This is a genomic window from Allorhizocola rhizosphaerae (genome assembly GCF_003426775.1).
GTDB classification, from domain to species: domain Bacteria; phylum Actinomycetota; class Actinomycetes; order Mycobacteriales; family Micromonosporaceae; genus Allorhizocola; species Allorhizocola rhizosphaerae.
The window spans coordinates 20,526-47,274 of sequence record NZ_QJUG01000043.1 but is presented as its reverse complement, the minus strand read 5'-3'; the positions used below and the strand labels follow the sequence as shown (position 1 = coordinate 47,274).

The 26,749-nt window shown below is 68.8% G+C and carries 18 protein-coding genes; 6 read left to right on the top strand and 12 right to left on the bottom strand.

Features of this window, described 5'->3' with window-relative positions:
- Positions 1 to 36: 36 nt before the first annotated feature.
- Complete coding sequence (locus DM816_RS11795) at positions 37 to 1,614, bottom strand: MFS transporter (RefSeq protein WP_117210217.1); 1,578 nt, start codon at positions 1,612 to 1,614, stop codon at positions 37 to 39.
- A 161-nt stretch (positions 1,615 to 1,775) separates the two neighbouring features.
- On the opposite strand from DM816_RS11795, the gene DM816_RS11790 reads away from it, so the two are divergent.
- Genes DM816_RS11790 through DM816_RS11780 form a run of 3 tightly spaced genes read left to right on the top strand, consistent with a single transcriptional unit; the run spans position 1,776 to position 9,619 of the window.
- Positions 1,776 to 2,822 (top strand): methyltransferase, encoded by a 1,047-nt coding sequence (locus tag DM816_RS11790; protein ID WP_117210214.1) that lies wholly within the window; start codon positions 1,776 to 1,778, stop codon positions 2,820 to 2,822.
- A gap of 18 nt (positions 2,823 to 2,840) precedes the next feature.
- The gene (locus DM816_RS11785; protein ID WP_117210213.1) at positions 2,841 to 7,979 is read left to right on the top strand and encodes a type I polyketide synthase; all 5,139 of its coding nucleotides are present in this window, start codon (positions 2,841 to 2,843) and stop codon (positions 7,977 to 7,979) included.
- Positions 7,976 to 9,619, top strand: coding sequence for a (2,3-dihydroxybenzoyl)adenylate synthase (locus DM816_RS11780; protein WP_246001890.1), 1,644 nt, complete (start codon positions 7,976 to 7,978; stop codon positions 9,617 to 9,619). The genes DM816_RS11785 and DM816_RS11780 overlap by 4 nt, the downstream gene beginning before the upstream one ends.
- On the opposite strand, the gene DM816_RS11775 is transcribed toward DM816_RS11780, so the two are convergent.
- Together DM816_RS11775 and DM816_RS11770 are read right to left on the bottom strand one after the other, a co-directional pair.
- Positions 9,594 to 10,433: an alpha/beta hydrolase gene (locus DM816_RS11775; RefSeq protein WP_117210211.1), complete on the bottom strand. Its 840-nt coding sequence runs from the start codon at positions 10,431 to 10,433 to the stop codon at positions 9,594 to 9,596. The genes DM816_RS11780 and DM816_RS11775 overlap by 26 nt on opposite strands.
- Positions 10,434 to 10,459: 26 nt before the next feature.
- A complete protein-coding gene (locus DM816_RS11770) occupies positions 10,460 to 11,866 on the bottom strand; it encodes a nucleotide disphospho-sugar-binding domain-containing protein (RefSeq protein ID WP_117210210.1) in 1,407 nt (468 codons plus the stop codon).
- 199 nt (positions 11,867 to 12,065) lie between these two features.
- On the opposite strand from DM816_RS11770, the gene DM816_RS11765 reads away from it, so the two are divergent.
- Together DM816_RS11765 and DM816_RS11760 are read left to right on the top strand one after the other, a co-directional pair.
- On the top strand, positions 12,066 to 12,848 hold the full coding sequence (locus DM816_RS11765; RefSeq protein WP_162907360.1) for a hypothetical protein: 783 nt from the start codon (positions 12,066 to 12,068) through the stop codon (positions 12,846 to 12,848).
- An 85-nt stretch (positions 12,849 to 12,933) separates the two neighbouring features.
- Complete coding sequence (locus tag DM816_RS11760; RefSeq protein WP_117210208.1) at positions 12,934 to 13,671, top strand: DNA alkylation repair protein; 738 nt, start codon at positions 12,934 to 12,936, stop codon at positions 13,669 to 13,671.
- A gap of 73 nt (positions 13,672 to 13,744) precedes the next feature.
- Here DM816_RS11760 and DM816_RS11755 read toward each other — a convergent pair whose 3' ends face one another.
- The 6 genes from DM816_RS11755 to DM816_RS11730 form a co-directional block, all read right to left on the bottom strand.
- Positions 13,745 to 14,680: an enediyne biosynthesis protein gene (locus DM816_RS11755; protein ID WP_246001894.1), complete on the bottom strand. Its 936-nt coding sequence runs from the start codon at positions 14,678 to 14,680 to the stop codon at positions 13,745 to 13,747.
- Positions 14,681 to 14,745: 65 nt separating this feature from the next.
- Positions 14,746 to 16,704 (bottom strand): CRTAC1 family protein, encoded by a 1,959-nt coding sequence (locus DM816_RS11750; protein ID WP_117210207.1) that lies wholly within the window; start codon positions 16,702 to 16,704, stop codon positions 14,746 to 14,748.
- A 114-nt stretch (positions 16,705 to 16,818) separates the two neighbouring features.
- Positions 16,819 to 17,430 (bottom strand): MerR family transcriptional regulator, encoded by a 612-nt coding sequence (locus DM816_RS11745; RefSeq protein WP_117210206.1) that lies wholly within the window; start codon positions 17,428 to 17,430, stop codon positions 16,819 to 16,821.
- 411 nt (positions 17,431 to 17,841) lie between these two features.
- On the bottom strand, positions 17,842 to 18,246 hold the full coding sequence (locus DM816_RS11740; RefSeq protein ID WP_117210205.1) for an SgcJ/EcaC family oxidoreductase: 405 nt from the start codon (positions 18,244 to 18,246) through the stop codon (positions 17,842 to 17,844).
- A 23-nt stretch (positions 18,247 to 18,269) separates the two neighbouring features.
- Positions 18,270 to 19,448 (bottom strand): acyl-CoA dehydrogenase family protein, encoded by a 1,179-nt coding sequence (locus DM816_RS11735; protein WP_170318805.1) that lies wholly within the window; start codon positions 19,446 to 19,448, stop codon positions 18,270 to 18,272.
- A 34-nt stretch (positions 19,449 to 19,482) separates the two neighbouring features.
- Entirely contained in the window at positions 19,483 to 20,850 is a 1,368-nt protein-coding gene (locus DM816_RS11730; protein ID WP_117210203.1) for an FAD-dependent oxidoreductase, read from the bottom strand.
- 121 nt (positions 20,851 to 20,971) lie between these two features.
- Between DM816_RS11730 and DM816_RS11725 the strand changes: the two genes are divergently transcribed.
- The gene (locus DM816_RS11725; protein WP_117210202.1) at positions 20,972 to 22,486 is read left to right on the top strand and encodes a 4-hydroxyphenylacetate 3-hydroxylase family protein; all 1,515 of its coding nucleotides are present in this window, start codon (positions 20,972 to 20,974) and stop codon (positions 22,484 to 22,486) included.
- A gap of 24 nt (positions 22,487 to 22,510) precedes the next feature.
- Here DM816_RS11725 and DM816_RS11720 read toward each other — a convergent pair whose 3' ends face one another.
- From DM816_RS11720 to DM816_RS11710, 3 genes are read right to left on the bottom strand one after another with little or no spacing between them, the layout of a single operon-like run.
- Positions 22,511 to 23,866: an FAD-dependent oxidoreductase gene (locus DM816_RS11720; protein WP_117210201.1), complete on the bottom strand. Its 1,356-nt coding sequence runs from the start codon at positions 23,864 to 23,866 to the stop codon at positions 22,511 to 22,513.
- Positions 23,867 to 23,876: 10 nt separating this feature from the next.
- A complete protein-coding gene (locus tag DM816_RS11715; protein ID WP_117210200.1) occupies positions 23,877 to 25,253 on the bottom strand; it encodes a condensation domain-containing protein in 1,377 nt (458 codons plus the stop codon).
- 11 nt (positions 25,254 to 25,264) lie between these two features.
- Positions 25,265 to 26,746, bottom strand: coding sequence for a tryptophan 7-halogenase (locus DM816_RS11710; protein ID WP_117210199.1), 1,482 nt, complete (start codon positions 26,744 to 26,746; stop codon positions 25,265 to 25,267).
- Between the last annotated feature and the right edge of the window lie 3 nt (positions 26,747 to 26,749).

The window sequence follows — 26,749 nt, the reverse complement described above, 5'->3', positions numbered from 1 at the left end:
CGAGCGAAGGCTGGAAGACATTGATCATCTCATCCATCATGCACCCCGCCGGCTCAGCTTCCGTTCGCGCGGCGCCGCGGGTGCGGTGGCCGGGCCTGGTGCCGCGGCGCCCGTCGGCGGCACGCGCCGCAGGGTCGCGAGGGCCACCATCGCGAGCACGGTAAAGGTGATCGCGCATATGGCGGCGGCGGTGTTCAGCCCGGCGGCAAAGGCGGAACGAGCCGAATCGAGCAATGCCGAGGCGAGCTCGGGCGGCAGATTTTGGGCGGTGGCAACCGCTCCCGCCATGGTCTCACCCGCCGCGGACCCGGCTGGCGTGCCGGCCGGCAGCGCCACCGCACCACGGTAAACGGCCACCCCGACACTGCCAAGGATGGCGATGCCGAGCGCGGTCCCGAGCTCGCCGCTGGTGGATTGCAACGACGCGGCCGAGCCGGCCTTCCCCGGCGGTGCCGCCGGGACCACCAGCTGGCCGACCAGCGGCCCGATCGGGCTCACTCCGATGTAGACGATGGTGAAGCCGAAAAGCAACGGCAGCAGTCCGGAGGCTGGGCTCACGCGGGTCAGCACGAGCATGCCCGCGGCGGCCACCAGCACGCCCGCCGCCAATATCTGTGCCGGCCGGATGCGCTGCGCCAGCCCTTGGCTCACAAAGATTCCCACGATCAGGGCGAGCGTGGGTACCAGCAACCACAGCCCGGTCTGCAACGGTGTCAACTCTTCCACCAGTTGCAGGTACTGGGCGACGTAGAATCCGCTGCCGCCCTGTACCGCGGCGACCAGCAGGGAAAGGACCAGCGCGCCGCTGACGGCGCGGATGCGAAACAGCCGAAGGTCCAACAGCGGATTGTCCAGCCTCCGCTGACGCAGCACGAACCACACGCCGATGGCCAACCCGGCCAGTGCGATCAGCACCGGAAGCGGCCGCCATCCGGAACGCGCCACCTCCTTGAAGCCATAGACGAACGGCAGCAGCGCCGCCAGCGACAGCACCACGCTGACCGGGTCGAGCCGGCCCGGCCCCGGGTGGCGCATGTCGGGCAGCAGCGCGGGACCGGTCACCAGAAGCAGCAGCATGATCGGCACCCCGACCAGGAAGGCCGAACCCCACCAGAACCACTGGAGCAGGACGCCGCCGAGGATCGGGCCCATCGCGACACCGGCGGTCAGTGCCGTGGCCCAGACGGCGATGGCCAGCCCACGCTGCCGCGGATGGCGGAACATGCCCATGATCAGAGCGAGCGTGGACGGCATGATGGTGGCGCCGGCGATGCCCATCAGCGCACGTGTCGCGATCAACAGCTCGGGCGACGGCGCATACGCGGCCGTGATCGAGAGCACCCCGAACGCCGCCGCCCCGACCAGCAGCACTCTCCGCCGGCCGAACCGGTCGCCCAGCGTGCCCATGGTGACCAGGAAGGCGGCGATGAGGAACCCGTACCCGTCCGTGATCCACAACTGCTGGGTGGCGGTGGCGCCGAGGTCGGCGGTGAGTGCCGGCAAGGCCAGGAACAGCACGCCAATATCGATCATCGTGAGCATCGTGGGCAGGGCCAGCACCGCCAGGCCCAGCCATTCCCGCCGTCCGGCCGGCGGCCCCAAGTCGTTGTCCATCATCATGTTTCCTCCTCACCCGAGCCTTGCAGCAACGCCGCCGACGGGCACCTTCTGCAGTGCGCGGTCGCCGGCCAACAGCGCATTGACGAAGGTGCGCGGATGCCCGCCGCCGATCACGATTTGCGTTGAGGCGCATCGGGAGCGGCGAAGGAGATTCCATGTCCACCAGCGGCCAGGTCACCATTGCGGACGCCGACTATCTACGGATCATCATTCACGGCACGACCGCGTTCGAACTGCTCCGCACGGCCCTGGAGTTCGACCTGTTCGAAAAGCTGGAAAGCGGCGGCCCCGCGACCGTCGAGCAGGTCGCGAGCGCCTTGCGGGTCGATGCGCAGCCCGCCCGGATCCTGCTGCTCGGGTTGGCATCCCTGCGGCTGCTGGAAATACAGGAGGGTGGCTATGTCAACAGCGACGTGGTCCGGCGCAAACTGTTGCGCTCCAGCCCGCGCTTCCTCGGCCCGCTCGTCGACATCCAGGACCGGATAATAAATGCGGGCATGGGCGACTTCGCCGAATCGATGCGGCGCAACACCAACGTGGGACTGCGCCGGCTCGGCGGTCCGGGCACGACCCTGTACGAACGGCTCACCGCGCATCCGCAACTCCAGCAAGTGTTCTACGCCAACATGAGTGACGCGTCCCGGCACGCTTTTGCCCAGATGCTCGACCGGTATGACTTCAGCCGGGTACGACATGTCATCGACATCGGCGGCGGCGACGGGACCAACAGCATCGAGCTCGCGCGGCGCTACCCGCACCTACAGGTGACCGTCTTCGACCACGAGGCAGTGACCCAACTCGCGGCCCAGCGCATCGATGACCCGGACCTGTGCAAGCGGATCCACTTCCGCCCCGGTGACCTGTTCACCGACTCGCTGCCCACAGGCGCGGATGCGATCCTCTACTTCCACATCTTTGAAATCTGGTCCCCGGAGCGCAACACCGAGCTGCTGCGCAAGTGCCATGCCGCGCTTGCCGACGGCGGGGTATGCCTGGTCTACAGCTTCGTCTCCGACGACGCGGGCACCGGCTCGCTGACCGCGGGGCTCGTCTCGCCGTACTTCCTGACCATCGCCTCGGGCGAGGGCATGGCCTACTCCCCCGCCGATGTGCGACGGGCGGTTCTCGACGCGGGATTCTCCCGGGTCGAATGCCATCAGGATCTGGGCTTCAGCCACGCGCTCGTCGTCGGCCACCGGTAGCGGCGAAGGAGGGCCGTCATGCTCGGCAACGCACCGGAACCGATCGCCATCGTCGGCATGGCATGCCGGTTCGCCGGAGACATCGACTCGCTGAACAGCTTCTGGCAGCTGCTGTGTGAGGGCCGGGACACCATCGGCGAGCTACCGCCAGGACGCTGGGATTGGTACGCCTCGCGCAGCCCGGCGGACGCCGCGGCGATGCGCGGGGTGACCCGGCGGGGCGCGTTCCTCAGCGACGTCAAGGGTTTTGACGCCGACTTCTTCGACATCACCCCGCGCGAGGCCGCGCTCATGGATCCGCAGCAACGGATCGTGCTTGAACTTGCGTGGGAGGCGTTGGAACACGCGGGAATCCCGCCGCATCACCTCGCCGGGTCGGATGCCGGGGTATTCATCGGCGTCGGCGCGGACGACTACGGCCGCCGGTTGCTCGAGGACCTGCCGCGCATCGAGGCCTGGACCGGGATCGGCGGCGCCTACTGCGCCGTGGCCAACCGGGTGTCCTATGTGCTCGATCTGCGCGGCCCGAGCATCGCCGTCGACACCGCCTGCTCCTCGTCGCTGGTGGCGATCCACCTGGCTGCCCAGGCGCTGCGCGCCGGTGAGTGCGCGGTGGCCCTGGCCGGTGGGGTGCTGGTGATGGCGGCGCCGGGACTGTCGCTGGTGCTCGACGCGGCGGGCGCCACGGCATCGGATGGGCGGAGCAAGTCCTTCGACGCCAAGGCGGACGGGTACGGGCGCGGTGAGGGCGGCGGGGTCGTCGTGCTCAAGCGGCTGGCCGATGCGCGACGCGCCGGGGACAGGATCCTGGCGGTGGTCCGGGGAAGCGCAGTACATCAGGACGGGCGCACCAACGGCATCATGGCGCCCAGCGGCCCGGCCCAGGCACACCTGATGCGGCGGGCCTATGCCGACGCCGGGATCGATCCGTCCACAGTGGACTATGTTGAGGCGCACGGCACGGGCACCCGGGCCGGTGATCCGCTGGAGGCGGGCGCGATCGCCGAGGTCCTCGGGCGCACTCGCCCGGCGGGACGGCCGCTGCTGATCGGCTCGGTCAAGCCAAACATCGGGCACCTGGAGGCCGGTGCGGGCGTGGCCGGCCTGATCAAGACCGTGCTGGCATTGCGGTACGGGCAGATCCCACCCAGCATCAACGTCACGACCCCGAATCCCGCCATCCCCTGGGATACCGCCGGTCTGCGCGTGGTCACCGAAACGACGCCGTGGCCCGATCACGGCGACGGGCCAAGACGCGCCGGGGTTTCAGGCTACGGCTACGGCGGCACGATAGCGCACGTCATCGTCGAACAGGCGGAGGAGGCCGCATCGGTGTCCAATCCCGACCGTCCCGGCCTGTACCCGTTGTCGGGAGCCGGCGACCGAGCCGTCATGCAGTTGGCCCAGCGCCTGGCCGACCGGCTCGCACGGGACGCCACGATAGGGCTGACCGACGTGGGGCACACGCTTGCGCGCCGCCGGACCCACCTGGCCAGCCGGGCCGCGGTTTACGCCGCCGACCGCACGCAGCTGATCGCCCGGCTGCGGGAGTACGCGGCGACCGGCACCACGGCTGCCACCGGCCGGGTGCTACCCGAGGCCGGCCTCGGTGTGGTCTGGGTCTTCTCGGGGCACGGCTCGCAATGGGCCGGAATGGCCCGGCAGCTGCTCACCGCCGATCCCGCCTTCGCCGCCGTCATCGACCGCCTGGAGCCGGTGTTCCTGGCAGAGCTGGGCTGGTCGCCGCGCCGTATGCTGGGTGCCGACGGGCCGCACCCGGTCGACGTCGTGCAACCGCTGATTTTCGCCGTCCAAATGGGACTCCATGCCGTCTGGCGGGCCGCTGGGCTGCGGCCCGCAGCCGTGATCGGCCACTCGGTGGGCGAGATCGCCGCGGCGGTCGCGGCCGGGATGCTCCGCTTCGACGACGGTGCCCGGTTGGTGTGCCGTCGCTCCGCTCTGCTGCGCCAAGTCGCCGGCAAGGGGGCCATGGTGATGGTGAACCTCGCCGCCGAGGAGGCCGAACGGCGGCTCGGCGGGCGCACCGACGTGACCGTGGCGGTGGCCGCCTCCCCGCGCTCCTCGGTGCTCTCCGGTGATGTGACAGCCGTACAGGAGCTCACCGAGCGCTGGCGGACGGACGGACTCACAGTCCGCCCGGTCGCCTCCGATGTGGCGTTCCACAGCCCGCACATGGATCCGATCACCGGCGCGCTCGCCGCCGCCGCGGCCGGCCTGTCGCCGAGCCCAGCGCGACTTCCCGTCTACAGCACCGTGTTGCGCGATCCTTGCTGCGAAACGCCGCGCGACGGCGCCTACTGGGCGGCCAACCTGCGCCGGCCGGTCCGGTTCGCCCAGGCCGTCACCGCGGCGGCCAAGGACGGATACCGGTTGTTCCTGGAGGTTTCCCCGCACCCTGTGGTGGAGCAGTCCCTCAACGAGACGCTGGAGTCCCTTGGCGTTGACGACGCCTACGTCACCCACTCGCTGCGCCGCCACCAGCCCGAGCGGGAGACGCTTTATCTCAACCTGGGCCGGTTGCACTGCCACGGCGCGGACGTGGACTGGTCGGCGATGTGGCCCGGCGGCGCGCTTGCGGATCTGCCCACGACGGTATGGCAACGTCAGCCCCATTGGGCGCCGGAGCCGGTGGCCCGCAACGCCATTGCGCCGCACGACCCGGCCGGCCACACCCTCCTGGGTGGATGGACCAGCGTGGCGGCCACCAGCCCCATCCAGGTCTGGCAGACCGTGCTGGACCGGCACTCCCGCCCCTATCCCGGCGACCATCAGATCCTCGGGACGGAGACCGTGCCCGCCGCCGTGGTGCTTAACACGCTGTTGGCGGCGGCTGCCGATTCCGGCATCACCGATGTTCTTCTTCGGGTACCCATCAGCGTCACCCACGCCCGTGAGGTGCAGGTGATCCGGCAAGGCGGCGCGCTGCGGCTGGCGTCGCGGATCACCGGTGAGCAGCCGGACGAGCAGGGCTGGGTCACCCATGCCACGGCGGCGGTGACACCGGACCGGTTCGTCTCCGGCCGTTGGGCGCAGGCCCCAGACGGTCGCGGTGAGCCGCTGCCGAACGAGTTCGTCGTAGACCGCCTGGCCGCGGTCGGGGTGGCAGGCATGGGTCTGGTTTGGACGGTCGAGCAGATCCGGCGCTGGGAAGGCTTGCTGCGACTGGTGATCCGGGTCGGCGATCAGCCGGTCAACTGGGCGCCGCTGCTCGACGCCGCGCTGTCGGCCGCCTCCGTGGCGCTGCCGGGGCGGGCGGCCCTGCGGATGCCGGCACACATCGGCCGCGTGACTCTGCGGCCGGACCCGCCCGTGCGGGCAATCGTTGACGTCCGGGTCACCGGCGACGACACGGTCGATCTCCTACTATCCGATATGGACGGTCATCGGCTGGGCCGGCTTGCCGGTGTCAGATACGCGGCCCTGGAGCCCGGTGCCGATGGCACGACAGGCCCGCGCAGCCTGGTGCACGGGATCGACTGGCGGCCGGTACGCGGTACCAGGGAAAGACATCCTTTCTCGGGCGTTGCATTGGTCGGACCCGCCGGGGCGCTGCGCGACAGCCTCGCCCAACGGCTGGGCCGCAAGAGCTTTCCGGTCCACACCTTCGCCACCCCGGAAGAGCTGCCGGAGCGCGGTTTCGGCAACGACACCGCGGTCCTGGTCGTCCCACCGTCCGAAGTGGACGGCGAGGGCGTCGCCGATACCGCCCTTGCCGGCGCATGGCTGCTCACACGCGCGGCGCAGTGGCTTGCCAACACCCGCGCGGCACCGTTGTGGTGCGTCACCCAGGGCGTGAGGGACGCGGCCGACCCGGCTGCCCTGGGGCAGGCCGCCCTCTGGGGACTGGGCCGGATCATCGGGGGCGAGCATCCCGAGTTCTGGGGTGGCACCGTCGACATTGGACCGTCCGGGCAGGACATCGACGGCCTCCTGGACGTCATCGGCACCGTTCGGGGCGAGGATGTCGTGTCGGTACGCGACGGCGCGCCGGCCGTGCCCAGGCTGACCCGGGTGGCCGGCGAGCCGGTGCGCCCGGCCATGGGTTGCCGCCCCGACGCCACCTACCTGATCACGGGCGGTCTGGGCGCGCTCGGGCTGGAGGTGGCGCATTGGCTGGCGGAGCGCGGAATGCGGCGGGTGGTGCTCGCCGGACGCCGGGGCCTGCCGCCACGTGATACGTGGGACTCGCTGACCGACCGCACGGTGCTGTCACAGGTCGCGGCGGTCAGATCGCTTGAGCGGCAAGGTGTCACCGTCGTCCCCGTCGCCGTGGACGTCACCGATCCCGATATGGTGGCCCGTCAGCTGTCCGTGGCAGCGCCCGGGCTTCCGCCGATCCGGGGTGTGGTCCACGCGGCCGGAGTGCTCGACAACCGGACGGTGCGCGCCCTGGACGAGGAGTCGCTACGCCGGGTGCTGCGGCCCAAGGTGGCCGGCGCGCTGGCGTTACACCGGCTGTTCCCGCCCGGCAGCGTGGATTTCTTCGTGCTGTTCTCCTCCTGCGGCCAGCTGCTCGGCCTGCCGGGTCAGGCAAGCTACGCCGCCGGCAACGCCTTTCTGGACGCGCTTGCCGCGCATCGCCGCCGGGCCGGCGACACCGGCACCATCAGCCTCGGCTGGACGTCATGGCGCGGGCTGGGCATGTCGACCTCATCGGAAGTGATCGACGCCGAGCTGGCTGCCCGTGGCGTCGCCGACATCGGCCGGGCGGAGGCGTTCCAGGCGTGGGAGTTCGCCGAGCGGCACGGCCTGCAGTACGCGGCGGTGCTGCGCACCCTGCCCCAGGAGCCGGGTGAGCGCCGGCTGCCGCTGCTGTCCGAGCTACCGGCCGGTGAGCGCCCCGCGACCTCCGAGGCCGTGGCGTGGGCGGATCTGACGGGAGCGGATTTATCCGCCTTCCTGGCCGAGGAGGTCGGCCGGAAGGTTGCCGCCGAGACCGGACTCACGGCGGGCGAGGTGGATCCGCGCCGGCCGCTGGTCGAGATCGGCGTCGACTCGGTGATGACGGTACGCATCCGGCGCGCGCTGGAACGGACGTTCCGGCAACAGATCCCGGCCACCCTGCTGTGGGATCGACCGACCGTCAATGCGATCGCCGGATGGTTGGGCGAACAGATCGAAGGGAGCACAAAGTGATCCGCGACGGGGTGGTGCCTTGGCCGGCCGACCTGGCGTACGCGTACCGCGTAGCGGGCTGCTGGCGCGGGCGGACGCTGGGTTCCTACCTGTGGGAGTGGGCCGAGCAGCGCGGGGACCGGATAGCGGTGGTCGACGGGGACCGCCGGCTGTCCTATCGCGACCTCGCGATCGCCGCGGACCGCTTGGCCGCCGAACTCGCCGGGCTGGGGCTGGGCCCGGGCGACACGGTGATCGTCCAGTTGCCGAACTGCTGGGAGTTCGTGGTCGCCACGTTCGCGTGTTTCCGGTCCGGCGTCGTACCCGTGATGATGCTGCCCGCACATCGCGAGTACGAGCTGTCGGCCGTCGGGGCGCATGTGGGGGCGAAAGCGGTGCTTGTTCCCGACCGCTGGCGCGGGTACGACCATCAGCGGCTCGCCCGTGACGTCGCCGATGGCCTGCCGGGCCCGGCACATGTGCTGGTCGTGGGCGACGAGGTGTATCCCGGCAGCGTTGACGTGCGGGCCGTGCTCCGCGATGCCGGCGAACGGGACGCCGCCGCGCGCCGGGACCGGTTCGACGCGTGCCATCCCGGCGCCGCCGACGTGGCGGTGTTCCTGCTCTCCGGGGGTACCACCGGCATACCGAAGGTGATCGCCCGAACCCACGACGACTACGCGTACAACATCCGCCGCGCCGTCGAAGCTTGCGGCTTCGGACCGGAGACGCGCTACCTGGCCGTCCTCCCCGCGGGGCACAACTTTCCGCTGGCCAACCCGGGCATCTTGGGCGCGCTGTATGCGGGCGGCCGGGTCGTCATGCTGCCCTCCCCGCGGCCCGATGCGGTGTTCGAGACGATCGAGGCCGAGAGAGTGACCGTCACCTCCGCGGTGCCCGCGGTGGCGCTGAAGTGGCTGGAAGCGGCCGGACGAAACCGGCACGACCTGACCACCCTGCAATATATCCACATTGGAGGGTCAATGCTGGCGCCCGAGGTCGCGGCCCGCATCGGGCCCGCACTGGGCTGCCGGATACAGCAGGTTTACGGCATGGCGGAGGGCCTTGTCTGCTACACGCCGCTCGACGCCCCCGACGCCATCGCCCACGCCACACAGGGAAGGCCGATCAGCCCCTACGACGAGCTGCGGGTGGTCGATCCCGACGGCCACGCGGTGGCCCCCGGCCAGGTCGGGGAACTGCTCACCCGTGGGCCGTATACGCCACGCGGTTACTTCCGCGCGCTCGTGCAAAACCAGGTGTCGTTCACCGCCGACGGCTGGTACCGCACCGGCGACCTCGTACGGATCACGCCCGACGGGTACGTCGTGGTGTGCGGCCGGGTCAAGGATCTGATCAACCGGGCCGGCGAGAAGATCTCGGCCGGCGAGATCGAGGCGCTCATGCAGGAACTACCCGGGATCGCTGAGGCGGCTGCGGTGGCGATCCCCGATCCCGAAGTGGGAGAACGGGTTTGCGCGTTCGTCCGGCCGCATCCCGGATCCCGGCCCACGCTGGACACGATCCGCGAGGCGCTCACCGCGCGAGGGCTGGCGGTGTTCAAGTTGCCCGAGCGGCTGGAGCTGGTGGACGAACTTCCGCACACCCCGATCGGCAAGCCGGACAAGAAGGCCCTCAGGGCGAGGGCAGCCGGCCGGTGAGCGCCGCGGCGAACTCGACCGGGTGGGTCACGTAACCGACGTGCCCACCCGGCAGGTGCCACATGGGCAGCCCGAGCCGTTCGGCCAGCGCGACGTTGGGGCGGTAGGGGAAGTGTTCCCGGGAGGTGTTGCCGCCGGCCAGGATCAGCCGGTCCGCCACCTCGGCCAGCTTGGCGAGGTCCGGACGGTAGGCCGGGTAGGTACGGATCTCGTGTTCGAACCAGAAAACCTGATTGCGCCGCAACCGATCCAGCATCTCCGCCAGCCGCGCGGGCGGCTGCTCGAACGCCTTGGGCGGCCGGGTGGACTCTTGCATGCCCATCCGGGAGCGGAACATCCGGCGAGCCTCGTCCGGGCCGCGGTCGCGGTAGACGATGTAGAGGTCCGCGTAGAAGTCGAGCCACCGCGTCGCGTCGGGCAGGACCGACGCCAGCGGCGGCTCGTGGCAGACGAGGGCTCGCACGTGCCGCGGATGGTGTTCCAGCAGGGCCAACGCGATGATCGCGCCGGAGCTGCTGCCGAAGACGTAGGCGTGGGTGCCGGCCAGCCGTTCCAGCAACCGGCGCGCGTCGGCGACGTCGTCGGCCAGCCGGCGGTGCGTCTCAACCCGGCTCAGCAGCGGGCTGCGGGAGAAGCCGCGCCGGTCGTAGGTGATAACCGTGTACCGGTCGGCGATCAGGTTGGCCAGCGGCTCGAACGGTGTCGCGTCGCCGTTGCCGGTGGGGATGATGAGCAGGGGCGGACCGGCGCCGCGGACCTCGTAGTGCAGTTCGGCGCCGGGCACGGCCAGCCGGCCGATTGTGGGCTCACGCATCGATCCTCCCTGCCGCCGGCGGTCGTTCAGTGGCGACGGTGCTCGGCCGTCAGCCGCTCCAACTGCGGGACGATCGCGGCCGGGCTCGGCATGGCCAGCCAGTCGTCGAACACCGCCTGAGCGCCCGCACGGTACCGTTCGTCGAACAGCACATCGGCGATCATCTTGCGGATTTCTCCGGCCGACTGGCGGTGGTGGTCCAGCCGCTCCCCGGCGCCCCGGCTGACCACGTATTCCGAAGTGGGGGTGGCCTCAAGCTTCTTGGCGGGCAGCTGCCACGTGGTGACGGTTTCAACGACCTCCTCGCTCACCCCGAACTCGAAGCCGATCCGGTAGGTGCCGTCCTGCATGGTGCGCGGATCGACCTCGACTGGGCGCAGCATGACCGACTCCCCGGTGTCACACACGATCTGCGGAATGTTGGCCGCGCAGGCGGCCGCGAACGTCCCGATGCCGCCGTGGTGGATGACCGCCGAACAGGTCGGCAAAAGCTGGGTCAGCGGCACGAAATCGATCACCCGCACGTTGTCCGGAAGGCGTTCGATCCCCTCCAGCTGCAGACCGTTCAACGTGGCGACAAGCTCGACGTCCATCTCCGCCACCGCTTCGATGATTTTGGGGGTACGGCCCCAGTCCCCCTTGATATAGCGGCGGGTCGACTCGCCCAGGGTCAGCGCCACTCGCGGCCGCCGCGGGCGTGAATGCAACCAGACGGGGAACTCCTCCACCCCGGCGAAGGGCACGTGGCGCATCGGCAGCCGGGTCCCGCTCACCGGTAGCGCCAACCCGTTCGGTATGGGGTCGAGCGACCACTGTCCATATAGCAACTCGCGGTCGACCTCGACGCCGTGCCGCTCGGCCAGCGGCCGCAGCAGGTCACCCTGCGGGCTATCGCTCAGGCCGGCGGCCCGCAGCTGCTCCCTGCGCTCCGCCAGCCGGTCGAAGCTCCACACCAGATAGTCGGGACCCAGCGCCAGCCGGGCGTGGGCGGCGCCACAGACCTTGGCAGCGACCGGGCTGCAGGCGAACGTGGGGTCCCACAGCATCAGGTCGGGCTGCCAAGCCTTCGCCAGCTCGACCAGCTCGTCGGCGTACGGCAGATCGGTGCGGATGTAGTCGGAGATGGGGTTGAGCAGGTACTGGTAATAGGCGATCCAGTGTTCCCGCTCGGCCTCGTCCAGGCCGAGCACCTCGGCGTAGCGCAGGACCTCCTCGGGGCGCGCCGGTGCCCGCGCGTCCGTCCTCGTGCGCGCCTCGGGCGCCTGTGGATCTCCCAGACCCACCGGGGTGAGCCCGGCGGCGGCGATGGAACCTGTGAAGCTCGCGTGCGTGGCGACCCGGACCTCGTGCCCGGCGCTTTGCAAAGCCCAGGCGCACGGCACCGCGGGCCAGAAATGGGCGTGCGACGGGTAGACGGTAAACAGAACGCGCATGGCTCTCCCTCGATTCGGGTACCCGCTTTTGCCCGCCCATCATCACGATTGCCGGTCGCCTGGCGCATCTTTCGAATTGCGGTTTCCGGGCCGCCGAATGCGCTCATTCAGCACTTGCGGAGAACCGCAGTTGCCAGCTGATTGTTAGCGTGATCGAGGCATTGAATTGTGTACCTGAATGGATCGGAGACCAATGGAAATGCGGAGTCGAAACAATCTGCTGGGCCTCGCCGCCGCCGCGCTTGCCACCGTCATGCTCGCCGGATGCGTGTCGGACTCCGAGCCGCCCGCGTCGGCGTCGCTTCAGAAGCCGGGTGAGGTGGGCACGGCGGACCTCAGATCGGTGTTGCTGACCAATGCCGAGCATCCCGAGGGTACCCAGATCGCCGTGACCATACCGATATGGGAGGCGTGGGCACGCTTCTTCCCGGGTACCGGAGAGCCGTCGGGCATCGTCGTCTATCCCAGGTGCGTCAGCTATTTCTCCGCCATCGGTGGCTTCGAGTCGCTGGAGGGCTGGTACCAGTACGGCTTGCGCCCCAACGGAGCCCTGTTCGTCCACTTCGTGGCCAAGGCTCCCCGCCCCCAGGCACTCACGATGATCCGCATGCGGGTGGCTGGATGTCCGGAAGGGTTCCAGACCATCCAGGGTTGGCCGCCCAGTGCCACGGGGGGCGGCGAGATCGTCACGAGCAAGCTGGCCTTCACCGAACGCAAGGTGTCGACGCTGCCCGAGGCCGACGCGTTCGGGATCACGCAGAGCATCACCTTCCACGAGCCGGGCAACAAGCTGGTCCAGACGATCCGGCAGGCATGGCAATGCACCGATGGGCCGTGCAACTCCTACGACGCGTTCGTCCTCAAGGACGGCCTGCTCGTGTGGGTGCACGAGGGTGGCGACGAGAAGCTGGCCGACCAGATGGCCAAGGCGCTGCATGACCGGCTGGGCAAGTCCATGATGGACGGCCAGCCGAAGTCCTGATCGGATGATGACGAACGAAAGCCGGCCACCGGCCGGTGCGCGGGTTTACGGACATCCGCGCACCGGCCGGTGGTAATTTGACGGCATGTCGGCGGAGAAGCACAGCGCTGAGGAGTTCGTGAAGCGCCTGGAGGCCATGACGTCACCGACCGAGCGGGCGACGATCCGGCGTTATTTCGAGTTTGGCAAGGACGGGGGCGGCGAGGCCGACTTCGCCATCGGCGGCTTTCGCATGGGGGACATATTCAACCTCGCCAAGGAGTTCGTCGACATGCCGCTCGACGACATCGACAAGCTGCTCGCCAGCCCGATTCACGAGCTGCGGGTGGGCGCCCTCAGCATCATGGGAAAGCAGTTCACCTGGAAGAAGACCACCGCGCAACGGCGCAAGGAGCTCTACGACCTCTACATGCGGCGCACCGATCGGGTCAACACCTGGGATCTGGTGGATCTGAGCGGGCATCACGTCGTCGGTGGCTACCTGCTCGACAAGCCTCGCGATCCGCTCTACAAGCTCGCTCGCTCCAAGCGTTGGTGGGAACGCCGCCTGGCGATGTTCGCCACCTTGCACTTCGTCCGCAAGGGCGACCTCGATGACACGTTCGAGCTGGCGGAGATCCTCGTCAACGACCAGCACGACCTGGTGCAGAAGGTGGTCGGCGGGATGCTGCGCGAGGCGGGCAAGACCGACCGCGGTCGTCTGAAGGCATTCCTGGACAAGCACGCCGGCACAATGCCGCGGGTGGCCCTGCGCTACGCCATCGAGCATCTGGAAGCCAAGCAGCGCAAGCACTATCTGGAGCTCAAGCAAGCCAGCGCGTGAGGGCCGGCGCAGAAGGGCCTGGCAAACCTCCGGTGGAAAGGGGTGCCAACGGGGGTTTGCCAGGCAGGTTTCGTCACAGCCGGGGGCGAGCCGGAGCCGGCATCCGCGAGCGTTCCCGCCACGAGCGGATCCACCAGTACCCGCCCCTGGCCAGGCAGACCAGGGTCACGGCGAAGAACAGCGTGTAGACCACGTTGGCGGACATGAGCACGCCGTAAACGGCGCCGACGGACGCGCCGAACAGGAACTGGTGCCGGGGCGCGGAAGGCGTCGTGCCCGGATCGGTGATCATGTAGTTGGTGAACAGGACGAACGCCACGCCGGTCACGGGTGCCAGGGCCGCCCACAGGGCCACGTCCGAGAACTCGTGACGCACGAGCGCCTGAAGGACGAACGCTCCGACCCAGCCCAGGATGAGCGGGATCTTTCGGGTGAGCATGGCGTTGAGCACCGTGCCCGCGGTCGCGATCAGCATCGGGATGGCGATGCGGATCGCATCCGGGACGTGCTCGGTGAAATGGTAAGGCGGTGCGATGTTCACCCACGAGAAGGCGACCAGCGTCACCGAGATGCCGAAGTTGGACGGGTTCATGAAGTGCCGCATCCGTCCCTTGATCGGGGCGCGGAGCACGGCCTTCTGCCCGATGGCGACGGCCACCGCGAAAGCGATCGGCCAGAACACGTCGTTGGCGTACAACAGCATGTTGGCCGCGAGCGCGGTGATGTGCGCCGGCAGCAGGAACTCGAAAAGGCCACGCACTCCCCGGCCTCGGTAGGCCGGGTCGCGACGCTGGGCCCAGGCCGTGATCCGCTCGATCGCCAGCTCCAGGGTGTACCCGAGGAGGAGCGCGAAGAACGGCCAGGCCCACGGTTGCTCGAAGCCCAGCACCGTATACCCCAACAGGTTGAAGACCGTCAGGGAGATGGCGAAGTTGCGCAGGGCCAGGTAGCGAGGGTCCTTGCCCGCGGCCGGTGGCGCAGCCGCACCGGGTGCGGGCGTGGCCAAGATTGGCGGCGGGGCCGGCAGCGCCCGGGGCGGTGCGAGGGGGGATTGTTCGACGCGGGTCAAGAGCGTCACACCTCCTGGACGTTGTCGGTGAGCATGAGGTCGTGCCATCCGGCCGGCAGGGTCAGCCGCTGCCGGTGCGGGTCGCCGTCGAGGTCGCGCCAGGACAGGTCCACCGTGACCGGGCCGCCGGCGTCGCCGAGTCCGAAGAAGACATCGAAGCTGCGCTTGCCCGAATGCCCGCTCCCACCGTCCAGTTGGGACACCTGCTGACGTCCGTCGGCCGCGGTGATGCGGACCTGGGCGCCATAGGCGGGCGAGCCGAGCGCCGCGTGCCCGGTCCCGTCGATCGCCGGCCGGAACAGGCGCAGGCCGAGGAACGCACCGTCACTGGCGCGCTCGTTGCGGTAATACACCGGCGCTCCCCATTGCCGCGCGACCGCGAAATCCTGTGCCCCATCGCCTTCGGTGTCACCTATGGCGATGCCCCGGGTCGGTGTGGTGTCGGTGATCCCCAGCTGCGGGCTCAGGTTGACGAAGCGTCCGTTATCCTCCCGTACCCAGAAAGCCAGCGGCTGATCACCGGCGACATCGTCGCCCGGGCGCATGTGCGGCCACATGTCCGGCTCGCTGAGCAGCAGATCGTTGCTGATGACGAACTCCTGGAGCCACGGCCAGCGATTGACCTGTCCATCGATGAACCCGCAGGCCTGCACCACCGACAGCCGCCCGCTGTTGTCGAAGTCGGCCAGCTTCACGTCCCACGCCCAGCCGGCCCAGGCCAGGTTGGTCTCCGACGCCACGTTGTCGTAGGGCGCGATGCCTTGGCGCATCAGCTTTCCGGCCTCCGCGGCGCCGGCGGCCGTGTTGCGCCAGACGTGGTTGCTCTCCTCCAGGCCCCAGGAGGTGGTGATGTTGCTGACGAACATGTCGAAGCGGCCGGAGCCGAACAGATCGGCGAAGTCGACGCCCATCCCCTTGAACGAGTCCCAGCCCAGCACCAGCGACTTGGGGGTAAACGGCCCGCGCCGCCCCTCGGCCAGCCGGAACTGGATGTTGCCCGGTCGGGAGACATTGTGGAAGAAGCGGTCGTTGCCAAAGTCATTGGCCACGTAGAGCTCCGGCAACAGGTCGCCGTCGAGGTCGGCCGACGCGGCGGCGAGGGTCCAGCCGGTGGCCACGTCAGGTTCGAACGCCGATTGTTCCTGGAACATCGCCGACGGCGCAGGCCCCCGGACGGCGCCGACCCACCGCAGCATGTGCGCGCCGCCCGCGTTGCGCGCGGTCGACATCGAGTGGTTCATCTGGACGTTGGCCAGCCCGTTCGGATCGAGCACCTGGCTGTCCGGGAAGTAGTTGAACACCCCGATGTCGGGATGGCCGTCACCGTCGAAGTCCGCGATGGCCACCGCGTTGGTGTTCCACAGCGGCCCCTGGTAGGCGCCACCCGGATGCTCCGATTGCTGCACCACTTCGATTGCCCGGTAGCTCGACCGGCTCAACGGTGACGTGCCGGGCAGCTTCATGAACAGCACCGGTGTCCGCCCCCAGTAGTAGACCAGCAGGTCCATACCGCCATCGCCGTTGAAGTCGCCGGGCGCGCAACCCATCGGCGCGATCGCTGAGTTCACCGGCAGTGGCGCGGGGTCCAGCACGAAGGGCTGGTAGGAATTTTGGCTACCCGGCACCGGCGTGACGACCACGCTGTCGCTGCGCGGATCGACCAAACAAAGATCATTGGGTACCCGTCCGCCGTCGAGGTCGTTGACCGCGATGCCGGCGCCGACCGACGAGATCCACGAGCGGATGTTTTCGTATGCCGGGTTCACCTGACGGACGGTTCGCTGGGCGAGGCCGGGTGGCAACGCTATCTCCCGCTCCGTGAAGCGGAAGCGTGCCGCGTAGATGGCCTGGTCGGCGGCCGATGCCACGGGCAGCCGCGCCACAAGGTACAGCGAGAAAACCAATACCAGGACAAATAACGATGGAATCAGCCGGCGTAGCCGGCCGGCGGGATGCGGTGACAACGGTCCTCCAACAGTGTTGTGGTGGTCGATGTCATCGTCTCTGGATCCGCAGGTGAGAGTCTTCTTTGTCCGTGCGAGGTCGTCAATGCCGCGCGGCCGGCGCGCGAGCGGCGCTCACCCGCGCAGGTCGAGATGATGCTCCAGCGCCATGCGCCGCAACGCGATAAACGCGATCTCCAGCAGCACCGCGGTCACGACCGCCGAACTGGGATCGTTGCCCTGACCCTGCTCGGGCAGCAGCGCCAGGTCGGTGGCGATGAGCTGCTCGACCGCCTGCGCGTAAGGCGCCAGCAGCTCCACATCGGAGCGGCCACCGGTACGGGCGAGCGCGGCCAGCACCGAAGCCAGGATCTCCTTGCCGGGGCAACGCTCGGGCACCTTCCAGCCGAGGCCCTTTATGAAGGCATCTACGTCCGCGGCGTGGGCCTCGGCGCCGGAATGCTCGACCCGGCCGGTCGACAGCGTTGAATGCACCACGCCATACAACTGCCGCATCGACAATTTATTGTTGTCAATCGCACTGAGCAGCTTTCGGACCGAGGAAAGGTCCATCTGGGCGATCACCGTAAAGACACGGATGAGCCTGATCCGCCGTAAGTGGGAATCGTTGTATATCGCTTGGTTACGAGCGGTCGACTTCCCCGGGGCCAGCAGTCCTTCGCGTAGGTAGAACTTAATCGTTGGCACCGGAACCCCGCTGCTCCGGCTGAGATCCGAGATTCGCACACGCTACCTTTCGCCCTAACTTGACCCGTGAATGTCGAATGCGCCCGGATGCCCACCCGTCGAATCGGCACCACCAGGCAACTGACGAGCACCAAGTTTCATTCGGCTTCACCTGACCGGAGGGTAATGACTGGGCACGGACACCACCAGTGAACCTAAATATTTCTCAATGTCAACGGGTCATGATCCGTTGGTCGAAAACCCGACGAACCCAGGGAACACCAAGGCCCGGCGGGAACGGGACGGGGCACGCGAAAGGTCGTGCCCGCAGCCTTGCTCCCGTCCCGCCGGGAGCGGACGACCAGGACCTCGTGGGTCCGGCGCTGCGTTCGTTTTGCGGCACCGGTCCGGTGCCGGGCAGCGTGGTCGCCGCTGGGGGGCCGGCGCTCGGGGCGGCACCGGCATGAGGCGTCAGTCGCGGGGGCTGTTCTGGTACGCGGCCAGCTGCCACGAGCCGTCGCGGCGCACGATCACCCAGGTGGCCCGGATCGCTCGGGCAGCCGCAACCTCCTGTTCGTCCGGGGCCAGGACGCCGCCCGTGGTGGTGATCACCACCACGTCCTCGCCGAGCACCATGGTGTCGATGGGCTGCCCGGTCACCCGCGTCCCGCGGTAGGGGCCGGCGAAGCCGTTGGCCATGAACTGGCGGATTTCCGTGCGACCCTTCCGGTACACACCCGGCAAGACCATGCTGCCGTCCTCGGTGAACGCGCCCGCGAAGGCGTCGGCATCGGCCTCGGCCCAGGCTTTGACGATGCGCTGCGAGACGGCGGCCGGATCAGCCGCGCCGACAACTGTCGGCTCAGGACTGGTCATGTCACACCCATTTCAGTCAATGTTCACAGGTAGAGCGTGTTGGGTTCCAGGCCGCACAGGACACGACCGTAAAGCTCGGCGTTGGTGTCCGGATGCAGCAACGCGTGCTGCGTCACGACTTGCACGTCCCTGGCGATCCGTTGGATCGGCACCTCCTGATAAATGGAGGAGCCACCGCTGGCCGCGTTGAGGGTGCCGACGGCCTCCAGCGCCCGCCCGCACACCGCGCCCAGGTCGGCCCGGGCCCGCACGCGTTCGGCAACCGTCCACTCGGACCCATCGGCTGTCTTGCCATCCACCAGCGCGGCCAGCCGGTGGGCGTGGAACTCGGCTTCGTCCACCCGGATCGCGGCTTCCGCCAGCCGCAGGTGGGTGAGCGGCGCATGCTGCTGGCTCTCGTACGAGGTATAAGTGATCTTCCGGCCGGGCAGCCGCTCCAGGAAAGCCTCCTGCGCCGCCTGGGCCAAGCCCAGGACCGTGCCGACCGACGACGCCGACGCCACCGGCAGCAGTGGGGCGCGATAGATCGCCGACTCGGCATTGCGAGCCGACGCCGTCTGCCCCTGCAGCACCGCGCCCAGCGGAAGCACCCGGGCCTGCGGCACGAAAACATCCCGCGCCACGGTGCTGACACTTCCGGTGCCGCGCATCCCGTAGGTGTGCCAGTCGTCGACGATCTGCAGGTCGGACATGGGTACCAGGGCCATGACCGGCATGGGCTCGCTGTCCGGTGCCACCAGGACGGCGATGACCTCCTGCCAGTGGGCGTGAAGGGCACCGGTGATGAAACCCCACTTGCCGTTGATGACCACGCCGCCCTGGGCCGGCGCGGCCGTGGCCGTCGGGCTCAGGGTCCCGCAGATGCGGACATCGGGGGTGGCGAAGACCTCGTCCTGGACCTCGTCGGGGAACATGCACGCCATCCAGGTCGGGATCCAGTACACGGCGGCGGCCCACGAGGTCGAGCCGTCCGCGCGGCTGAGCGCGGCGGAAACGTCGACCAGGGTGCGCGTGTCACATTCGTACCCGCCATAGCGCCGGGGCGCCCGCAACCGGAACACGCCCGCCGCCGCCAGCGCCTCGACCGACTCCTCATGCAGGCGCCGGTTCTCCTCCGACCAGGCCGCGTTCTTGCGCAGCACCGGAATCAGGTCGGTGACCCGGCGGACGATCTCCGACCGGCTCGGGACATCGGTAGACAACACCTATCTCATCCTCCTCGAACACTCGCCTCGCTCACGCGGTGGCTTCGGTACCCAGCCAGGAGGGCCCAGGGGCCGGGCGGCGCAGGGCGTGCCGCAACACGCGCCACGCCATCGCCGGGCGCATGAGCGCCTGCGGCGGATCCATCAACCCGGCCACGCGCATGAACCCGTCGGTGACTTTGGCGTCCTTCGACGCCGCGTACTGCAACCGCGCCATGTAGGCGTTGCCCACCAGCACCTTGAGGGTCCGGCGGCCTTCGACCCCGGGAAAGTCGAGGTCGCCGCCGGCCGAGATGTCCCATGGCGTGTCGATGACCCGGGCCACGTCGCTCATGAACGGCCCGGACTCGACGGCGGCCCCGAGCCGCAGGTGCCGGCGCAGCGTCATGGCCTCGACCGCCGCCACGCTCATCCCCTGGCCGTAGACCGGGTTGAAGCTGCAGTACGCGTCACCCATCACGAGCAGTCCAGCGGGGAAGCCGGCCAGCCGCTCGTAGCGACGGCGCACGCTCGCCGGGAAGCGGAAAGACACCGGATCGTCAAGCGGCTCAGCGTCCTTGACCCCTTCATAGACATCGGGTACCGGAAGCGTCCGCACGAATTCCAGGAAGGCCCCGGGTTCGGTCGGCGGGTAGTCCCCGAGGACGCCGGTCAGCGACAGGATGCAGATGTCGCGGCCGACCTGGCCGAAGAAGGCGCCGCGAGGGTGCGCGGGCGAGGCGACCGGGTTGATCGACTGCACGCCGCCGAACATCTCCGGTCTCGTGCGGTAATGCCGGGTGGTGTAGGCCAGGCCGACCTTGACCCGTTCCTCGGCCGGACGCGCGTAGCCCAGCTCGGCCAGCCAAGCCGGGGTACGCGAACCACGCCCCGCCGCGTCGACGACGACATCCGCTTCCAGCTCCCGGTAGGTCTCGGGATCCGCGCCCTGCTGCAGCTTCACCCCGGTGACGCGGCCACGGTCCTTTGTGGACAGCAGCCCCAGCACATCCCAGCCCTGCCAGAACACCACCTGGGGAAGGGCCGCGACCCGGGCGCGCACATGCTCCTCCAGGACCGGCCGAGGCGCGGTCACCGAGATCAGGCCGGTACGGGCCGGCTTCAGCTTGCGCCCGTTGAAATACCACCGCATCTCGCCGAGATCCCCGGTCGGTATGCCGGCCTCGATCAGCTCGTCGGTGATACCCGGAAACAACTCCTCGACGATGAGGTGCCCGCGTGCGTGCAGACCGTGGGCATGCCGGGTGTGCGGCGCGCCGCGGCGCGCCTCGCGCACGCCGAGGACGACGTCGCGATCCACGACCACCACTTCGCGGTATGACTCGGCGAGGACGCGGGCGGCGAAAACGCCGGCGATGCTCCCACCGATGACGACGGCACGGTTACCGACCTGACTCATGCATAGCAGCGTCACATCGGGCCGATCACGGCCGCATCTTCCCGAATGCGGTATCCATCGACGAACCTTGTTGGCCTCGCAGCCCGCCCCGCATGCTGGGTTGGTGGACGGACACGCAACCATGCCGCTTACCGGGCAGGAATATGTTGACAGCCTGCGGGACGGCCGAGAGATCTACATCTATGGCGAGCGAGTCAAGGATGTCACCGGCCACCCGGCGTTCCACAACCCGATCCGTATGACGGCACGGCTTTACGATGCGCTTCACTCCCCCGAACACCGCGACACGCTGCTCGCGCCCACGGACGCGGCGGGCAGCAACGGGGTCACGCATCGGTTTTTCACCACCCCACACCATGCCGGCGACCTTGTCGCCGATCAGCGCGCGATCGCGGCCTGGGCCCGGCTGACCTACGGCTGGATGGGCCGCAGCCCGGACTACAAGGCCGCGTTCCTTGGCACCCTGGGAGCCAACGCCGAGTTCTACCGCCCGTTCGAGGACAACGCCCGCCGCTGGTACCGGCTGGCCCAGGAACGGGTGCTGTACTGGAGCCACGCCATCGTGCATCCACCGGTCGACCGGTCCCGCCCCCCGGACGAGGTCAACGACGTGTTCGTCCACGTGGAGAAGGAGACCGACGCCGGCCTGATCGTCAGCGGCGCCAAGGTGGTGGCGACCGGTGCCGCGCTCACCCACTACACGTTCATCGCCCACTACGGGCTTGCGGTCAAGAAGCGCGAGTTCGCCCTCGTCGCGACGATACCCGTCGACACCCCCGGTCTGAAGCTCATCTGCCGGCCGTCCTACGCCGCGGCCGCGGCCGCCGTCGGCACCCCGTTCGACTACCCGCTGTCCTCCCGGCTGGACGAGAACGACACCGTCATGGTGCTCGACCGCGTGCTCATCCCGTGGGACAACGTGTTCATCTACGGCGACATCGGCAAGGTCCAGCTCTTCACCGGACGGTCGGGCTTTGTGGAGCGGTTCGCCTTTCACGGTTGTACGCGGCTTGCGGTCAAACTCGACTTCCTCGCCGGATTGCTCGCCAAGGCTCTGGACATCACGGGCGCCGGCGACTTTCGGGGGGTACAGGCCCGGCTCGGCGAGGTGCTGGCCTGGCGCAACCTGTTCTGGGCGATCTCGGATGCCGCCGCCCGCAACCCGGTGCCGTGGCGCGGCGGCGCCGTGCTGCCCAATCCGCAATACGGCCTGGCCTACCGGTGGTTCATGCAGATCGGGTACCCCCGTGTCCGGGAGATAGTGTTGCAGGATGTCGCGAGTGGACTGATATACGTCAACTCCGGCGCCGAGGACTTCGCCAACCCTGAGCTCCGCCCATACCTCGACAAGTATCTACGCGGATCCAACGGGGTCGACGCCGTCGGCCGAAGCAAGGTGATGAAGCTGCTGTGGGACGCGGTGGGCTCCGAGTTCGGCGGCCGGCACGAGCTCTACGAACGCAACTACTCCGGCAACCATGAAAGCACCCGCGTCGAGCTGCTGTCGGCCCAGATCGCCGGCGGCCAGCTCGACCAGTGCCGCGCCTTCGTCGACGAATGCCTGGCGGAGTACGACCTGGACGGCTGGACCACCGGCGACCTGTCGTCCTTCACACAGCTGCGTCGCCGGCCGTGACGGCCGGCGACGCATCCGGACAAGCTATCCGGCCAAGCGGGCGGCCACGCGGGAGGTCCGCAACACGCGCCAGACCATACCCGGACGCAACAGCGACTCCAGCGGATCCACCAGACCCGCCGCGCGCATGAACGCCTCGGTGATGCTCGCGTCGAGCGTGGCCGCCTGGGTCACCTTCATCATGTACCGCTGCAGCAGCTTCATCGCCGGTGGCCGGTGTCCCTCGACGCCGGGAAAGGTCAGGTTGATGGCGGTCGTCATGTCCCAGGCCGGTTTGATGATGGCGGCCACATCGCGCTGGTAGTCGACGGCCCGCGGGATGCTCCCGTCGGTCAGGTGGTCGCGCAGTTTCAGCGCTTCAAGCGCCGCGAGAGTCTGCGCCTGCGCGAAGACCGGGTTGGGGGTACAGACCGCGTCCCCGATCAGCAGCAGCCCGTCGGGAAGGCTGGGCAGCTGGTCGAAACGCCGCCACATAGTGGTCGGGAACTTGTACAGCACCGGCTCGTCGAGCGGCTCGGCGTCCACAATGGCCGGATAAATCTCCTGGGCCGCCAACGTTTTGACAAACGCGTTGAAGCCCTCGACGTCCGTTGGTGGATGGTCACCGAGGATGCCGTAGGTGGTCAGCTCCAGCTTGCCGCCGTCGGTCTTGGTGAAGATCGCGCCCCGCGGCAGCATCGGGTTGGCCACGCTGACAATCGAGTGGTCCTTGCCGAAGGGATCAGTCGCTCCCATCCGGTAGTGGCGGGTGCCGTAACCCAGCCCGATACGCGTGCCCTCCTGCTCTTCCGGGACCGTGCCGCAGCCCAGCGACTCCAGCCACATGGCCGCCCGTGACCCGCGCCCGCTCGCGTCGATCACCAGATCGGCCTCCAGCACCTGCTCGGCGCTGTCCTTGTTGCGCGGTTGCACGCGAGCACCAATCACCCGGGACCGGTCCGGTGTGGCCTCCACACCGGTGATGTCGTGTGACTCCAGGAAACGCACGCCCGGCATCGCCTGCACCCGCTCCCGCAGGTGGAACTCCAGGATCGGCCGGGTGGCGGCCACATTGGTCAGCCCCGCACGGGTCTGCCGCAAGGGTTGTGGGCCGAAGTACCACCGCACGGTCCCGGCCAGATCGGTGATGGGGCACCCGGCGGTCACCATCTCCGCAGTGATTTCCGGGAACAGGTCCTCCATCGCCCGTGCTCCGCGTGCGAGCAACCCGTTGATGTGGCGTGCTTGCGGCGCCCCCCGGCGAGCCTCGCGCACACCGACGAGCCTGTCCCGGTCCACGATGACCACTTCGTCAAAGCTTTTCTCGACGGCGCTTGCCGCGAACAATCCGGCGACACTGCCGCCCAGGATCACCGCTCGCTTTCCCAGCTTCTTTTCCATCGCGTGCTCCTCAGGTTCGGTCCCAGCGCTTGTCCGGGTCGGTGAGCACCTCGGTAAGCACCTGGCGGAAGGCCGCCACGAGGTCGACCATCGTGTCGGTGTTGAACAGCCCGGTCACGTATCCCACGCTGCCGACGATGCCGGGTGGATAGAGCTCCAGATTCCACAGCGCACCATCCGGAATGGCCGAGCCGAGGTCGTGGGAGAGCAGCCGGCGCCGGATCGCTGTGTAGGTGAGATCCCCCACGATCCGCTCGCGCATGATGAACGGCGATTGGACCACCTGGAGCAGCACACACGCGGCGTTGTCGGTCTCGATCGACTGCAACAAATCCGGTGCCTCCATGATGATCTCGTTGAACGGGATCTCGTGCGCGTACGCGGCCAGGCACACCGATCGGGTCCGCGCCACGAGATCACGGAAGGTCGCGCAGCCGGCGACATTGATGCGCAACGGAATGAAGTTGTAGAACGACCCGATCGTGTCCTGGGCCTCGATCCGCTGGCGGCCGGGAGTGAAGGTGGGCGCCACGACGTCGGTCAGTCCCGTCCTGCGGTGCAGCATCAGCACGTAGGCGGCGAAGGTCACCATGAACGGTGAGCTGCGGGTCTCGGCGGCCAGCGCCAGGATCGCGGTGCGCAACCGGTCCGGCCACAGGAAGCGGTGGTAGGCCGTGATGGCCGGGGCCCCGGCGCTGCGCGGGCGGTCGGTGGGGATCGGGGTGATCCGCGCTCCCCTGAGCTTCTGGCGCCAGAAGTCCCGCGCCCGCTGTGCCGCGGCGGAGTTCATCTCCGCCAGTTGCGCGGCCACAAACGTCCGGAACTGGTGCGGCTCCGACAGTTCCGGGACCCGCCCGCGACGACGGGCGGCGTAGCACGCGGCCAGGTCCCGCATGATCAGTTGCATGGACCAGCCGTCGACGGCGGTGTGGTGCGCGACAAGTACGAGGACGGCGTCTCGCTCATCGAACCGGCCCAGCACGGCGCTGAGAAGCGGCAGCTGATGGATGTCGAAGGTGCCCGTCTCGACCTCGTTGATCAGTTCCTCGGCCCGCCGGTCCCGGGAACTGTCGTCGGGTGCGAAGTCGCGCACCTCCAACGGCACCCGGGCCGGCGGGTGCACCCGCTGGTAGGCGTGATCGTCGGAGCGCACGATCGACGTGCGTAGCGCCTCGTGCCTGACTACCACATCGTCCAGGGCGGTCTGGAGGGCAGTGAGGTCCAGCCGCCCGAGCAGCCGCCAGCCGCCGACGATGTGGTAGTACGGCCCGAACGGGCCGTAGTCGTCGCCGTGGTCGATCAGCCGCATGAACTCCTGCTGGAGCGACAGCGGGAACCGGCCGTCGAGGCCGTCGCCGGCCGCCGCCTTTTCCGCCAGGTGAACCATGGATTCTCCTTTCACGACGGTGCTGTCCAATGCATACCGTCGGCTGAGGGCACGAGCCCGCCTTCGCGCACCGGGATCACCTCGTCGGCGTTACCGCCCACTGCCGCCTGCACCTGGATCCGGGTTCCTTCGCGGGCCACGGACCGGGCCAGGGACACGCCGAGCAGGTTGCGGTCGGCGCCCTCGGAGCCGACCGGTGTTTGCACGGCCGTGGCCAGCTCGCGGAAGGCCTCCGCCCGCCGGCGCAGGTAGGCGCCGGGATCGGTGAGCGCGCCCTCGCGGGAGGCCACGCCACCCACCAGGTTCACGAACGCCTCGAACTCGGGCGCGGTGCTGGCCGTGACCTTCTTCGCCTGCCAGAAGTACGACTGCTCGTCGGCGTGCATGTCGTAGAAGGCGACCAGGAAGTCGTGAAAAGCCCAGTACTCCCGGCGGTAGCGTACCTCGAACTCCTCAAAAGCCCGGTTCTCGGCGCCGGGATCGCGCAGCGCGGTGTTGATCGAACGCGCGCCCAGCAAGGCGCTGTAGGTCGCCAGGTGTACCCCGGAGGAGAACACCGGATCGATGAAACATGCCGCGTCACCGATCAGGAGCATGCCTGGCCGCCAGAACGTCTCCTGAAAATAGGAGTAGTCCTTGCGTACCCGGATCTCGCCATAGGGGCCGGCCGTGACCCGCTCGGCGCCGCTCAGGTACTCGGCGATCAGCGGGCAGCGGCGGATCAGCCCCAGCAGTGCCGCCTCACGATCACCTCTCACGTGGTCCAGCGCGTCCGGCAGCAGCACCGCGCCCACACTGGTCAGATCGTCGCGCAGCGGGATGTACCAGAACCAGCCCGCGTCGAACGCCACGGCCAATATGTTGCCCTCGTTCGGTGGGGGCAATCGCTTGCCGCCCTTGAAGTACCCGAACAGCGCCAGATTGCGGAAGAACTTCGAGTAGTGCCGCCGGCCACCGGCTCGTTCGTGGATCCGGCTGCCGTTGCCGGAGGCGTCCACGACATACCGGCAATGGGCCAGCTGTGGCGCACCGTCCGGGCCGGTGAACCGCACCCCGGCGACCCGGCCGTCGCCGGCTTCGACCACGTCGCTGACGGTGCACTGCTCCCGCACGTCCACGCCGTGTTCGCGGGCGTTGTCCAGCAGGATCTGGTCGAAGTGCATCCGCTCCACCTGGTACGCGGTGGCGCCGCCACCGAAAGCCGGTGAGATGGCGAACGCGAAGGTCCACGGCGTCGGATCGCTGCCCCATCGGAAGGTCCCGCCCCGCTTGACTGGGAACCCGGCTCGCTCTAGCTTGCCGCTCACCCCGAGCAGGCGGCAGATCCCGTGCACAGTGGACGGGAGCAGCGACTCACCGATCTGGTACCGGGGAAAGCGCGCCTTCTCCAGCAGCAGCACCCGGTGTCCCTGCATTGCCACGAGCGTTGACAGGGTCGCGCCCGCCGGCCCGCCTCCGACCACCACGACATCGGCCTCGAGTTCAGGACGCATGAT

What these genes read in the sequence shown, in the direction of transcription:
- DM816_RS11795 (WP_117210217.1), bottom strand. Translation starts at nt 1,614, where the DNA reads ATGGACAACGACTTGGGGCCGCCGGCCGGACGGCGGGAATGGCTGGGC.
- DM816_RS11790 (WP_117210214.1), top strand. Translation starts at nt 1,776, where the DNA reads ATGTCCACCAGCGGCCAGGTCACCATTGCGGACGCCGACTATCTACGG.
- DM816_RS11785 (WP_117210213.1), top strand. Translation starts at nt 2,841, where the DNA reads ATGCTCGGCAACGCACCGGAACCGATCGCCATCGTCGGCATGGCATGC.
- DM816_RS11775 (WP_117210211.1), bottom strand. Translation starts at nt 10,433, where the DNA reads ATGCGTGAGCCCACAATCGGCCGGCTGGCCGTGCCCGGCGCCGAACTG.
- DM816_RS11770 (WP_117210210.1), bottom strand. Translation starts at nt 11,866, where the DNA reads ATGCGCGTTCTGTTTACCGTCTACCCGTCGCACGCCCATTTCTGGCCC.
- DM816_RS11765 (WP_162907360.1), top strand. Translation starts at nt 12,066, where the DNA reads ATGCGGAGTCGAAACAATCTGCTGGGCCTCGCCGCCGCCGCGCTTGCC.
- DM816_RS11760 (WP_117210208.1), top strand. Translation starts at nt 12,934, where the DNA reads ATGTCGGCGGAGAAGCACAGCGCTGAGGAGTTCGTGAAGCGCCTGGAG.
- DM816_RS11740 (WP_117210205.1), bottom strand. Translation starts at nt 18,246, where the DNA reads ATGACCAGTCCTGAGCCGACAGTTGTCGGCGCGGCTGATCCGGCCGCC.
- DM816_RS11730 (WP_117210203.1), bottom strand. Translation starts at nt 20,850, where the DNA reads ATGAGTCAGGTCGGTAACCGTGCCGTCGTCATCGGTGGGAGCATCGCC.
- DM816_RS11725 (WP_117210202.1), top strand. Translation starts at nt 20,972, where the DNA reads ATGCCGCTTACCGGGCAGGAATATGTTGACAGCCTGCGGGACGGCCGA.
- DM816_RS11720 (WP_117210201.1), bottom strand. Translation starts at nt 23,866, where the DNA reads ATGGAAAAGAAGCTGGGAAAGCGAGCGGTGATCCTGGGCGGCAGTGTC.
- DM816_RS11715 (WP_117210200.1), bottom strand. Translation starts at nt 25,253, where the DNA reads ATGGTTCACCTGGCGGAAAAGGCGGCGGCCGGCGACGGCCTCGACGGC.
- DM816_RS11710 (WP_117210199.1), bottom strand. Translation starts at nt 26,746, where the DNA reads ATGCGTCCTGAACTCGAGGCCGATGTCGTGGTGGTCGGAGGCGGGCCG.